Origin of the sequence: Pseudomonas guariconensis (assembly GCF_015680235.1) — a bacterium.
Taxonomy (GTDB): domain Bacteria; phylum Pseudomonadota; class Gammaproteobacteria; order Pseudomonadales; family Pseudomonadaceae; genus Aquipseudomonas; species Aquipseudomonas guariconensis_A.
In genome coordinates this window covers 64,048-76,507 of record NZ_JADLJL010000014.1, presented here as the reverse complement: position 1 = coordinate 76,507, position 12,460 = coordinate 64,048, and the positions used below count along the sequence as shown (strand labels likewise).

13 protein-coding genes are annotated in these 12,460 nt (G+C 64.0%); 6 read left to right on the top strand and 7 right to left on the bottom strand.

Features of this window, described 5'->3' with window-relative positions; genetic code table 11:
- Positions 1-15: 15 nt before the first annotated feature.
- From hemF to IRZ56_RS12260, 3 genes are all read left to right on the top strand, one after another.
- The gene (gene hemF / locus IRZ56_RS12270) at positions 16-927 is read left to right on the top strand and encodes an oxygen-dependent coproporphyrinogen oxidase (RefSeq protein WP_196145184.1); all 912 of its coding nucleotides are present in this window, start codon (positions 16-18) and stop codon (positions 925-927) included.
- A gap of 25 nt (positions 928-952) precedes the next feature.
- Positions 953-1,777, top strand: a complete 825-nt coding sequence (aroE, locus tag IRZ56_RS12265; RefSeq protein WP_196145183.1) for a shikimate dehydrogenase — start codon at positions 953-955, stop codon at positions 1,775-1,777.
- A 177-nt stretch (positions 1,778-1,954) separates the two neighbouring features.
- On the top strand, positions 1,955-2,434 hold the full coding sequence (locus IRZ56_RS12260) for a hypothetical protein (RefSeq protein ID WP_196145182.1): 480 nt from the start codon (positions 1,955-1,957) through the stop codon (positions 2,432-2,434).
- A gap of 132 nt (positions 2,435-2,566) precedes the next feature.
- Here IRZ56_RS12260 and IRZ56_RS12255 read toward each other — a convergent pair whose 3' ends face one another.
- The 3 genes from IRZ56_RS12255 to betC form a co-directional block, all read right to left on the bottom strand.
- Positions 2,567-4,132, bottom strand: a complete 1,566-nt coding sequence (locus tag IRZ56_RS12255) for a SulP family inorganic anion transporter (protein WP_196145181.1) — start codon at positions 4,130-4,132, stop codon at positions 2,567-2,569.
- Between the two features lie 144 nt (positions 4,133-4,276).
- Positions 4,277-5,203 carry a choline ABC transporter substrate-binding protein gene (gene choX, locus IRZ56_RS12250; RefSeq protein WP_196145180.1) on the bottom strand — a complete coding sequence of 309 codons (927 nt, stop codon included), beginning with the start codon at positions 5,201-5,203 and terminating at the stop codon, positions 4,277-4,279.
- Positions 5,204-5,217: 14 nt separating this feature from the next.
- Entirely contained in the window at positions 5,218-6,735 is a 1,518-nt protein-coding gene (betC, locus tag IRZ56_RS12245) for a choline-sulfatase (protein ID WP_196145179.1), read from the bottom strand.
- Between the two features lie 109 nt (positions 6,736-6,844).
- On the opposite strand from betC, the gene IRZ56_RS12240 reads away from it, so the two are divergent.
- A complete protein-coding gene (locus IRZ56_RS12240) occupies positions 6,845-7,744 on the top strand; it encodes a choline sulfate utilization transcriptional regulator (RefSeq protein WP_196145178.1) in 900 nt (299 codons plus the stop codon).
- Between the two features lie 141 nt (positions 7,745-7,885).
- Here the strand turns inward: IRZ56_RS12240 and IRZ56_RS12235 are convergent, their stop codons facing one another.
- A complete protein-coding gene (locus tag IRZ56_RS12235; RefSeq protein ID WP_196145177.1) occupies positions 7,886-8,503 on the bottom strand; it encodes an NAD(P)-dependent oxidoreductase in 618 nt (205 codons plus the stop codon).
- A 53-nt stretch (positions 8,504-8,556) separates the two neighbouring features.
- Between IRZ56_RS12235 and IRZ56_RS12230 the strand changes: the two genes are divergently transcribed.
- The gene (locus IRZ56_RS12230; RefSeq protein ID WP_196145176.1) at positions 8,557-8,889 is read left to right on the top strand and encodes a DOPA 4,5-dioxygenase family protein; all 333 of its coding nucleotides are present in this window, start codon (positions 8,557-8,559) and stop codon (positions 8,887-8,889) included.
- 106 nt (positions 8,890-8,995) lie between these two features.
- Here IRZ56_RS12230 and trpA read toward each other — a convergent pair whose 3' ends face one another.
- Entirely contained in the window at positions 8,996-9,805 is an 810-nt protein-coding gene (gene trpA / locus IRZ56_RS12225) for a tryptophan synthase subunit alpha (protein WP_196145175.1), read from the bottom strand.
- Positions 9,802-11,019: a tryptophan synthase subunit beta gene (trpB, locus tag IRZ56_RS12220; protein ID WP_196145174.1), complete on the bottom strand. Its 1,218-nt coding sequence runs from the start codon at positions 11,017-11,019 to the stop codon at positions 9,802-9,804. The genes trpA and trpB overlap by 4 nt, the downstream gene beginning before the upstream one ends.
- Positions 11,020-11,218: 199 nt before the next feature.
- Here trpB and IRZ56_RS12215 point away from each other — a divergent pair, with 199 nt between their 5' ends.
- Positions 11,219-12,115 (top strand): LysR family transcriptional regulator, encoded by an 897-nt coding sequence (locus IRZ56_RS12215; protein ID WP_196145173.1) that lies wholly within the window; start codon positions 11,219-11,221, stop codon positions 12,113-12,115.
- Here the strand turns inward: IRZ56_RS12215 and IRZ56_RS12210 are convergent.
- Positions 12,112-12,435 carry a DUF883 family protein gene (locus IRZ56_RS12210; RefSeq protein WP_084855216.1) on the bottom strand — a complete coding sequence of 108 codons (324 nt, stop codon included), beginning with the start codon at positions 12,433-12,435 and terminating at the stop codon, positions 12,112-12,114. The genes IRZ56_RS12215 and IRZ56_RS12210 overlap by 4 nt on opposite strands.
- Between the last annotated feature and the right edge of the window lie 25 nt (positions 12,436-12,460).

Below are 12,460 nucleotides of genomic sequence, written 5' to 3'. Positions count from 1 at the left end.
CTTCCAGGTGACCCGATGACCAGCCGCACCGAGGCCGTGAAAGCCTACCTGCTCGACCTGCAAGACCGCATCTGCTCCGCCCTCCAGACCGAAGACGGCGGCGCCCGCTTCGTCGAGGACGCCTGGGTGCGCGAAGCCGGTGGCGGTGGCCGCACGCGGGTGATCGGCGAGGGCAAGGTGATCGAGAAAGGCGGCGTCAACTTCTCCCACGTGTTCGGCGCCGGCCTGCCGCCGTCGGCCAGTGCCCACCGCCCGGAGCTGGCGGGCCGCGGGTTCGAAGCCCTGGGCGTGTCGCTGGTGATCCACCCGCATAACCCCCACGTGCCGACCTCCCACGCCAATGTGCGCTTCTTCATCGCCGAGAAGGAAGGCGAGGAACCGGTGTGGTGGTTCGGCGGTGGCTTCGACCTGACCCCGTACTACGGCAATGAGGAAGACTGCATCCATTGGCACCGTATCGCCGAGCAGGCCTGTGCGCCGTTCGGTGCCGACGTCTACCCACGCTACAAGGCCTGGTGCGATCGCTATTTCCACCTCAAGCACCGTGGCGAACCCCGTGGCATTGGCGGGTTGTTCTTCGACGACCTGAACGAGTGGGACTTCGACACCTGCTTCGCCTTCGTCCGCGCCATCGGCGATGCCTACATCGACGCCTACCTGCCGATCGTCCAGCGCCGCAAGGACACGCCCTACACCGCCCAGCAGCGTGAATTCCAGGAGTTCCGCCGTGGGCGCTATGTGGAGTTCAACCTGGTCTACGACCGTGGCACCCTGTTCGGCCTGCAATCGGGTGGCCGCACCGAGTCGATCCTGATGTCGCTGCCACCGCAGGTGCGCTGGGGCTACGATTGGAAACCCGAGCCGGGCAGCGAGGAAGCGCGCCTGACCGAGTACTTCCTGCAAGACCGTGACTGGCTCGGCCAGTAAGCCCTGCCAACCCGAGGAGTCCCCAATGGACCAGTATGTCGTATTCGGCAACCCCATCGGCCACAGCAAGTCGCCGTTGATCCACCGCCTGTTCGCCGATCAGACCGGCCAGGCTCTGGAGTACAGCACACTGCTGGCGCCGCTGGATGATTTCAGCGACTGCGCCCGTGGGTTCTTCAAGCAGGGCAGCGGCGCCAACGTGACGGTGCCGTTCAAGGAAGAGGCCTATCGCCTGTGCGACAGCCTGACGCCACGGGCCCGGCGTGCCGGCGCGGTCAACACCCTGACCAAGCTCGCCGACGGCACCTTGCAAGGTGACAACACCGACGGCGCCGGCCTGGTGCGCGACCTGACGGTCAATGCCGGGGTCGAGCTGCTCGGCAAGCGTATTCTCATTCTTGGCGCCGGTGGCGCTGTACGAGGTGTTCTGGAGCCGATCCTGGCGCACAAGCCGCAATCGTTGGTGATCGCCAACCGTACTGTGGAGAAGGCCGAGCAGCTGGCGCGTGAGTTCGATGAACTGGGGCCGGTGGTCGCCAGTGGCTTCGCCTGGTTGCAGGAGCCGGTGGATGTGATCATCAATGCCACGTCGGCGAGCCTGGCCGGCGAGTTGCCGCCGATTGCCGAAAGCCTGGTCGAGGCCGGGCGCACCGTGTGCTACGACATGATGTACGGCAAGGAGCCGACACCGTTCTGCCAATGGGCGAGCAAGCTGGGCGCGGCCAAGGTGCTGGATGGCCTGGGCATGCTGGCTGAACAGGCGGCCGAGGCGTTCTTCATCTGGCGTGGTGTGCGGCCGGAGACCGGACCGGTATTGGATGAGTTGCGCCGGCAGCTGGCGCGCGGCTAACTTTGCGGGGGCTGCCCTGCAGCCTTCGATGAAGTTTCGGGTATAAAAATGCTGAGTGGAATACAATTGTCTTCAAAGTTTTTCTATAATCTCTTGGTTGCCTAATATTTGTGCGAGTAGTTCATGGCTTTGCATCATGATTGACTAGGGCCTCATCTAACTGAGGAGACCTCTGATATGAATGCAACTCTCACCCATGAAGTAACCGTCGACTTCGAAAACACCCCAACTACCCATATTTCGGCTGGTGAAGAACTGGATCTGGATTACTTCACCGTTCGTCATATTTCCAGTATAAAGGGTGCAAAGATCGGCGTTGAACGGGCTAATGTGCAAGTACCTGGGATGGCCGAAGGGCAGGCGCTGATCCTGGCCAAGAGCCAAAGTGCGGATCTGCAAGAAACACATATTGAACTGAATGGCACCGTTTCTTCCATCCGCTTCGCACTGACTGAACTTCATTTCGAGGCCACGATTGGTTTCTACAATGGCGATGTTTGCCTGGAAACCCGAACGCTGGGCACCGGAACTGGCCGCCGTCGCTGGATCGACTTCAAAGCGCCAGTGGGCCAGCGTCTGACGCGTATGGCAATTACGGTCAAGGATCATACCTATATCGACTTCGTCACACTGGGTATCCAGGATGTCAATGCCTGAGCTTTACGAACATTCCTGATTTGCGCTGATTGACGTTATGTCGGGGCCGCTTTGCGGCCCAATCGCGGGACAAGCCCGCTCCCACAAGGATAGCGATGGCCCTTGTGGGAGCGGGCTTGTCCTGTGATTGGTTCACTCTTCAAACCGGATCGGGCACAAGGCTGCGCCTTCCAGTTTTTGCAATTCCTCGATCACCTGCGGCCGGGCCCGATGCAAGGTCAAACTTCCGCCATTGCGCTTCAATCGCCGGGCCTCGCGGTGCAGCATGTCCACCCCGGAATAGTCGATGAAGTTGATCTGCCGCGCATCGACCACCACGTTCGGCCCCTGGCAGCGTTGCAAGCGCACTTGCAGGTAGTGCGCGGCGCCGAAGAAGATCGAGCCGCCGACCTTCAGTACATCTGTCTCCCCTTCCCGGCTCTGCTGCACCCGTGGTCGAGACGTGCGCTTGAGGTAGAAGAACAGTGATGCCAGCACCCCGGCATAGATCGCCGTCTGCAATTCCAGCAACAGCGTGGCGGCGGCGGTCAGGGCCATGACCAGGAACTCCGAGCGGCTGACCCGGAACAGCGAGCGGATGGCGCGGTGATCCACCAGCCCCCAGCAGATCAGCAAGATGCTGCCGGCCATGGCCGGGATCGGCAGGTGCGCGATCAACCCGGCACCCGCCACGGCGAACAAGGCCACCCACAACGCTGAAAACACACCCGCCAATGGCGAGCGGGCGCCGGCATCGTAGCTCAGGCCCGAGCGGGTGAAAGAACCTGCGGACAGGGAGCCGGAGAAGAGCGCACCGACTATGTTAGACAGGCCCTGGGCGCGGATTTCCTGGTCGGCATCGATCAATTGTTCGGAACGTGCCGACAGCGAGCGCGCGATCGACAAGCTGGTGACCAGGCCGAGCATGCCCACTGCCACGGCACTGGGCAGTAGGCGCAGGATCAGCTCCAGGTCCAGCAGCGGCAAGGGGCTCAGCGGCGGGAGTTGACCAGTGAACGCTGGCACCCGTTGCACATGACCGAACGCACCCGGCAGCAGCCAGGCGACCAGGCTGACCAGCACCAGGCTTATCAGCAGGCTCGGCCAGCGTGGCCGCCAGAGCTTGAGCGCCACGCCAACCAGCAAGGTGGCCAGCCCCAGCGCCAGTGACGGCAGGTCGACTTCGCCGGCGTGGCCGAGCAGGCCTTCCAGAGTGCGTAGGGCCGTTGCCTGGCTGGGCAGGTCCATGCCCAGCAGGTTGGGCAACTGGCCCAGGGCGATCACCACGGCGGCGCCGAGGGTGAAGCCGAGCACCACGGAATGGGAAACGAAATTGACCAGTGCGCCGAAGCGCAGCATCCCCAGCAGCCACTGGAACACCCCGGCGAGTAAGGTCAGCAACAACACCAAGGTGATGTAGTCATTGCTACCAGCCACCGCCAGTGAGCTGACGCTGGTGTAGAGAACGATGGAAATGGCAGCGGTAGGGCCGCAGATCAGGTGCCAGGACGAGCCCCACAGGCATGCGACCAGCACCGGCACGATGGCGGCGTACAGGCCGTACTCGGCAGGCAGGCCGGCAATCAGGGCGTAGGCGATGGACTGCGGCAGGGCAAGGATGGCGCCGCTCAGGCCTACCAGCAGGTCTTGGCGAACACTGCGGCCCGTTTGGCGGGGGAGCCAGGAGAGGAAGGGCAGCAGGAGGGTCAGGCGGGGCATGGGGAATACAATTCCTGAAGATTTTCACCAGCCCCTGTGTAGACAAGTTTACCCGCGAGGCGATTGCCGCGGTGTATGGCACCGGCTTTGCCGATGTTCGCGGGTAAACCCGCTCCCACAGGGGGTCATATGTATTACAAAGAATCAGAGTTTAGCTTTTATAGTCTCCAGGGCATTACCACCCGCCTTGGTGGTCACCCCAGCCAACCATCCTTCCAGTACATCTGGGTGCGCCTTCACCCATGCCTTGGCCGCCTCGTCGAAGCTGATTTTCTTGTCCACCACCTCGGCCATGATGCTATTTTCCATGTCCAGGCTGAAGCTCAGGTTGCCCAGCAGCTTGGCGGCATTCGGGCAGGCCTGTGGATAACCATTGCGCACCAGCGTGTACACGTCGCCCTTGCTGCCGAACCATTTCTCCCCGCCGGTCAGGTAATGCATCTTCAGCTTCACGTTCATCGGGTGCGGGGTCCAGCCGAGGAAGGTGATGAACTGCTGTTTCTGCGTGGCCCGCTGCACCTGGGTGAGCATGGCCTGCTCGCTGGACTCCACCAGCTTCCAGTCACCCAGGCCGAATTCGTTCTTGTCGATGATGTCCTTGAGCGACAGGTTGGCTGGGGCACCGGAGCCGATGCCATAGAGCTTCTGGTCGAACTGGTCGGCATGTTTTTGCAGGTCGGCGAAATCCTTCACCCCGGCATTCCAGACGTAGTCAGGCACCGCCAAGGTGAACTCGGTGCCTTGCAGGTTGCGAGACAGCCGTTGCACATCGCCACTGGCGATGAACTTGTCATGGAAGCCTTGCTGGGCGGGCATCCAATTGCCGAGGAAGGCATCCACCCGGCCGTCCTTCAGGCCGCCGTAGATGATCGGCACGGCCAGGTTGTCGATCTTCACCCGGTAGCCGAGGCTTTCCAGGAGCAGGCGGGCGATGGCGTTGGTGGAGGCGATGTCGCTCCAGCCAGGGTCGGCCATCTTCACGGTGGTGCATTGGGCATCGCTGTCGGCGTGGGCCGTGGCTGCGGCCAGGCCAAGGGCCAGGGCGATCACGGTTGTGGAGAACTTCTTCATGGCGGCCTCTCTACTCAATCCAGGGGTGCGGGCTGTGGATAACGTGCCTTGCGCTCGAGGTCGTCGAGATCGATGTGGTTGCGCATGTACTGTTGGCTGGCATCGACCAGGGGTTGATGGTCCCAGCTTTTCAGTTTGCCGATGGCCAGTGCCTCTGCCACCAGGCGGCGGCGCCGCTGGCTGGCCAGCACTCGCTCGCGCAGGGCGGGAATGTCCCAGCGTTGGCGGGCTTCATCGACAAATGCCTGCAGCAGCGCCTGGTGGTCAGGGCTGCTGGTGAGGTTCTCCCGCTCGTGCGGGTCGCGGCTCAGGTCATAGAGTAAACAGGGGTCGTCTTCGCTGTACACAAACTTGTACATGCCACGGCGGACCATCATCAGCGGGCCGACCGTGCCTTCGGCCATGTATTCGCCGATCACTTCGTCGTGCCCGCCCTGCCCTTGCAGGTGACCGAGCAGCGAACGGCCATCGAGGTGCAGGTGTTTTTCCACTTCGCCGCCGGCCAGCTCCACCAGGGTGGGCAGCAGGTCGCAGGTGGACACGGCCGCGCTCACCCGTGCCGGAGCGAAGCGCTTGGGCGCATGGACCAGCAGCGGCACCCGCGCCGACATCTCGAACCAGTGCATCTTGTACCAGAGCCCGCGCTCGCCAAGCATGTCGCCATGGTCGCCGGAGAAGACGATCAGGGTGTCGTCGGCCAGGTCGCACTCCTCGAGGGTCTGCAGCAGCTTGCCAATGTTGTCGTCGATATAGCTGCAGGCGCCGAAGTAGGCGCGGCGGGCATCGCGCACTTTGTGCACGGGCAGTGGCTTGTCCCACAGGTCGTAGACCTTGAGCAGGCGTTGCGAGTGAGGGTCCTGTTCATTCTGGGCCAGGACGTCGCCCGGCAGAGGAATATCCACGCCCTCGTAGAGATCCCAGTACGGCTTGGGAATGGTGTAGGGGTCATGGGGGTGGGACATGGACACGGTCAGGCAGAACGGCCGTCCATCGCCTTCACGCACATGGTCGTACAGGTACTGGCGGGCCTTGAACACCACCTCCTCGTCGAAGTCCAGCTGGTTGGTGCGTACGCACGGGCCGGCCTGCAGCACCGAGGACATGTTGTGGTACCAGCTTGGGCGTACGTCCGGCTCATCCCAGTTCACCGCCCAGCCATAGTCGGCTGGGTAGATATCGCTGGTCAGGCGTTCTTCGTAGCCATGCAGTTGGTCCGGGCCGCAGAAGTGCATCTTGCCCGACAGCGCAGTGCGATAGCCCAGGCGGCGCAGGTAATGGGCGTAGGTCGGCACGTCGGCCGGGAAGTCCGCCGCGTTGTCGTAGGCACCGATGCGGCTGGGCAACTGGCCGCTGACCAAGGTGAAGCGCGACGGCGCGCACAGCGGGCTGTTGCAATAGGCAGCATCGAACACCACGGCCTGCTCGGCCAGGCGGCTCAGGTTCGGCATCCTGATCGGTGACGGGTTGTAGATCGGCAGCAAGGGCGCGGCCATCTGGTCGGCCATGATGAACAGGATGTTGGGTCGCTTCATGGTTGCCTTCCATCGTTGAAGGTTATGGGAACCGCTTGCGAATCAGGATGCGACTGTGGATAACATGGGTAAAGCCCATGGCGGGCAATGATTCGGATTAGCCACGCTTATGTTTGAACACCTTGCCGACCTGTCCCTGGACACGCTGCGCGTCTTCGAGGCCGCCGCGCGCCAGCGCAGCTTCACCGCGGCTGCGCTGGAGCTGGGCACCACCCAGCCGGCGGTGAGCCAGCAGGTCAAGCGCCTGGAGGCGCAACTGGGTACCCGGTTGTTCGACCGGATCTACCGGGGCATCGAGTTGACCGAGGTGGGCCAGCTGCTGTTCGAGCAGGTCCATCAAGGCTTGCAAGCCATGGACGAGGGTATCGGGCAGGCCAGCGGGCGTGCCCAGCGCGAGGTGCTGCAGGTGGCCACCGACTTTGCCTTCGCCGCCTTCTGGCTGATGCCGCGCTTGCCTCGGTTTCACCAGGCCTACCCGCAAGTGGACGTGAGCTTGGTGACGGGCGAGCGCAGCCAGGCCATGTTGCGGCCGGATATCGACGTGGCGGTGCTGTTTGGCGATGGGCGTTTCCATCAGGGCGAGAGCAGATGGCTGTTCGACGAGGAGGTTTTTCCGGTCTGCAGCCCCAAGCTGATTCATGGCAAACCCACGTCAGCCGCGGCTTTGCAACGATTACCCCTGCTCCATCTGCGTGGCGAGCAGGCCAGCCGCTGGTTCGATTGGGCGGGGGTGTTCCGTGGCCTGGGCGTGACCAGCCCGCCACCGCCTGGGCAGTTGCGGTTCGACAACTACACCTTGCTGATCCAGGCGGCGATCGCTGGGCAAGGGGTGGCGATCGGCTGGCGGCACCTGGTGGATGGATTGGTGGACCAAGGGTTGTTGTGCCGGCCGTTGGAGGGCAGCTTGCGCTCAGAGCGTGGGTATTACGTGGTATTGCCGCCGCGCAAGCGGCGCGGGGCGTTGATCCAGCGGTTCGTGGATTGGCTGGAGGCTGAGCGGGGCGCATGACTGGGGCTGCTTTGCAGCCCATCGCGGGACAAGCCCGCTCCCACAGGGGGACGCTGCGCTAGCCGCTTGTTCTTTGCGCGACAGCGCAGCCCGCAAGAGCGCTGCGCGGGCCGCGATGGGGCGCGTAGGGGCCCGGAAAAGCTAGGGTACGAAGTTAAGGTGTTCACCCTGATGCAGGTTCAGCTCCAACGCATCCACCATCCCCGCCGCAACCCGTGCCAATCGTTGCAAAGGCCCGGCCAGCCCGGGCTCCAGGGTTCCGTCGAGGTTGCGAAAATGCTCGATTCCCAGCCCCGGCACTTCATCTGGCGCATTCACCAGCGTCCAGCGCAGCGCACTGCGTTGCAGCAGGTCGACGATCTGGTCCATGCATTCGCGCTCTTCGTCGCTGTGCCGGGCCGGCTCATCCAATACGTTGAAATCGCCCACCAGCATCAGCCGGCGTATAGTCGTGCGCTGCAGGCCGGCCACCAGGGCTTCGGCCATTTTCCGTTGCGCCGGCAAGTCGCCAGGGGCCAACGCCGACAGCAAGGCGATCACCGCCGAACCACCGGCGGTGCTCTGTTCGGCCTGGTAGGTGTTGCCCAGCCCACCTATCTTGAAATGCAGGCCCGGGCGTGGAGCGTGGCGGTTGAGGTCGTCGACCACGGCCGTGACTTCGTGCTGGCGCGACAGCAGCTCGACGGCCAAGGCACTGCCCAGGCTGCCTTCGATCCCGAACAGGACCAGTTTGAACACTGGGGTTTCGGCATTTTTCACCGGATCACTCCCTTTGCTGGCAAGTGATCGTTTGACCTTTTCCAGGAGTAATCGTGCAAAGGATCAAGGGTTACCACGCCCATGTGTACTACGACGCCTCGACCATGGCGCAGGCCCGGCAGCTGTGCGAGGAAGCGGTACGGTTGTTTCCCGTGACCATGGGGCGCATGCATCAGAAGCCGGTCGGGCCGCACCCGGACTGGAGCTGTCAGTTGGCCTTCGGGCCGGAGGTGGTGGGGGTGCTGTTGCCGTGGCTGGCGTTGTACCGCAAGGGGTTGGTGGTATTCCTGCATCCGCTGACAGGGGATGAGCTGGCGGATCACCGGGACCATGCGATCTGGATGGGGGCCGTGCGGCCTTTGGACCTGTCGATCTTTGGGGGATAGTGGGGCCGCTTTGCGGCCCTTTCGCGGCGCAAGGGCGCTCCTACAGGGAGCGGTGATCGCCTGTAGGAGCGGCCTTGTGCCGCGATCGAGGGTGTAGCCCTCGCAATCAGCTGCGCGCCGAACGTACACCTTCGGCCAGTGCCGAGCACAGGCTCAGCACATCGCTCACGGCCTGCTCGGCATCCTTGGCCTGGGCGATCTTGTCGACCAGCGCCGAGCCCACCACCACGCCATCGGAAAGCTTGGCGATAGCGGCTGCCTGCTCCGGCGTGCGAATGCCGAAGCCCACACTGATCGGCAGGTCGGTGTGGCGGCGCAGGCGGGCGATGGCCTGTTGCACGTGCTCGGTGGTGGCGGAACCTGCGCCGGTCACACCGGCCACCGAGACGTAGTAGACGAAGCCGGAGCTGCGCTCGAGTACGCGCGGCAGGCGGGCGTCGTCGGTAGTCGGGGTGGTCAGGCGGATGAAATCGATGCCGGCAGCCTGCGCCGGGGTGGCCAGCTCGCCATCATGCTCCGGTGGCAGGTCGACGATGATCAGGCCATCGACGCCCGCTGCCTTGGCCTGTGCCACAAACTGCTCCACGCCGAAGCGGTGGATCGGGTTGTAGTAGCCCATCAGCACGATCGGCGTGGTCTGGTTATCCACACGGAATTCGCGAACCATCTGCAGGGTTTTCGCCAGAGTCTGGCCAGCATCCAGGGCGCGCAGGGTCGCCAGCTGGATGGCCACGCCGTCTGCCATCGGGTCGGTGAACGGCATGCCCAGCTCGATGACATCGGCACCGGCTGCCGGCAGGCCCTTGAGAATCTGCAGCGAGGCGTCATAGCCCGGGTCGCCCGCGGTGATGAAGGTGACCAGTGCCGAGCGGCCTTCGGCCTTCAGCTCGGCGAAGCGTTGTTCAAGACGGCTCATGCCTGTTTCTCCTGGGCGGCCATATGGTTCATCACGGTTTGCATGTCCTTGTCGCCACGGCCGGACAGGCACACGACCATCAAGTGGTCCTTGGGCAGGTTCGGCGCGCGCTTGATCGCCTCGGCCAGGGCATGGGAGCTCTCCAAGGCCGGGATGATGCCTTCCAGGCGGCAGCTGGTGTGGAAGGCTTCGAGGGCTTCATCGTCGGTGATGCTGACGTATTCGACGCGCTTCACCTCGTGCAGGTAGGCGTGCTCCGGCCCGATGCCCGGGTAGTCCAGGCCCGCGGAGATCGAGTGGGCGTCGGTGATCTGGCCGTCCTCGTCTTGCAGCAGATAGGTGCGGTTGCCGTGCAGTACGCCCGGTACGCCACCGTTGAGGCTGGCCGCGTGCTTGTCGGTATGCACGCCGTGGCCACCGGCCTCGACGCCGATGATCTTGACGCTCTGGTCATCGAGGAAGTCGTGGAACAGGCCCATGGCATTGGAGCCACCGCCGACGCAGGCGATCAGGCTATCGGGCAGGCGGCCTTCCTTTTCCTGCAGCTGGGCGCGGGTTTCCTTGCCGATGATCGACTGGAAGTCGCGGACCATCGCTGGATACGGGTGCGGGCCGGCCACGGTGCCAATCAGGTAGAAGGTGTCTTCGACATTGGTGACCCAGTCGCGCAGGGCCTCGTTCATGGCGTCCTTGAGGGTGCCGGTGCCGGCGGTGACCGGGACGATCTCGGCGCCCAGCAGCTTCATGCGGAACACGTTGGCCTGCTGGCGCTCGATGTCGGTGGCGCCCATGTAGATCACGCAAGGCAAGCCGAAGCGCGCCGCGACGGTGGCGGTGGCCACGCCGTGCATGCCGGCGCCGGTCTCGGCGATCAGGCGCTTCTTGCCCATGCGCTTGGCCAGCAGGACCTGGCCGATGCAGTTGTTCACCTTGTGCGCGCCGGTGTGGTTGAGCTCTTCACGCTTGAAGAAGATCTTGGCGCCGCCGCAGTGTTCGGTCAGTCGCTCGGCGAAGTACAGTGGGTTGGGGCGGCCGATGTAATCGCGCTGGAAGTAGGCCAGCTCTTCGAGGAACTTCGGGTCGGCCTTGGCCGCCTCGTATTCACGGGCCAGGTCCAGGACCAGCGGCATCAGGGTTTCGGCCACGTAGCGGCCGCCGAACGAGCCGAACAGGCCGTTGGCATCGGGACCGGCGCGGTATTGGGTCTGGGTCATGGGGCGCTCCATAGGCATATTCGATAGAGGGACCGTGCCGCCTGCTTCGCGGGGCAAGCCCGCTCCCACCAAAGCACCTATGGGAGCGGGCTTGCCCCGCGATAGGCTTACGCCGATCGATGGGCCTACTCTAACCAGCGCGCGTCCGGCTGAAAACCGATAAGATTGCGACAACCTGTCAGAAAATCTCACAAGTCATATGGCCCACGACCTCCCTCCCCTCAACGCTTTGCGCGCCTTCGAGGCTACCGCCCGGCTCAACAGCGTCAGCCAGGCGGCCGAACAGTTGCACGTTACCCATGGGGCCGTCAGCCGGCAGTTGAAGGTGCTCGAGGAGCACCTTGGCGTGGCCTTGTTCATCAAGGATGGACGCGGCATCAAACTCACAGATGCCGGCGTACGCCTGCGCGAGGCCAGCACCGATGCGTTCGACCGCCTGCGCAGCGTCTGCGCCGAGCTCAGCCGCGACGTCAGCGAGGCACCGTTCGTCCTGGGCTGCTCTGGCAGCCTGCTGGCGCGCTGGTTCATCCCTCGGCTAGGGCGATTGAAGGCGGATTTGCCGGCGCTGCGCTTGCACCTGTCGGCTGGCGAAGGCGACCTGGACCCGCGTCGTCCGGGGCTGGATGCATTGCTGGTGTACGCCGAGCCGCCGTGGCCTGCGGACATGCAGGTGCATGTGCTGGTCGAGGAGCGCATCGGCCCGGTGTTGAGCCCGCACTTTCCTGGGTTCGAGCGGCTGCGTGAGGCGCCGGCCAAGGCCCTGCTCGACGAGGCCTTGCTGCATACCACCTCGCGCCCGCAAGCCTGGCCCACGTGGGCCGCGCAGCAGGGGCTGGAGCCGTCGGCGTTGACCTTCGGCCAGGCGTTCGAACATCTGTATTACTTGCTGGAGGCGGCGGTGGCTGGCCTGGGCGTGGCCATCGCACCGCAGCCGCTGGTGGCGGACGACCTGCGCGCCGGGCGCCTGAGCGCGCCCTGGGGCTTCTCACCGACCCGCGCGGCGTTGGCCTTATGGGTGCCCCGGCGCGCCGCGGACGGGCGCGCCGAGCAGTTGGCGCAGTGGCTGCGCAACGAACTGGAACTGCAAACGGCTTAGTTGCGTTTGCACATCAACCAGGCGGCCAGCAGGCCGAGGGCGCCGATGGCCACGCCGGCGGTGGTCCAGGGGTGTTCCTGGGCATAGTCGCGGGTGGCGATGCCGGTCTGGCGGGTGCGGGTCTTCACTTCCTCGTAGGCATCGCCGAGCAGCGTGCGCGAATGCTTGAGCGCATTCTCGGCGTTGCTGCGGATCGCCTTCATGGATTTCTGCGACTCTTCCGAGGCATCGTGCTTGAGGTGTTCGAGGGTTTTGAGCAGGCTTTCGATCTCCGCTTCCATGCTTTCCAGCGACGCTTTACGCAGCGAGTTGTAGGCCATGATGACTCTCCTTCGCGGTGGTTGG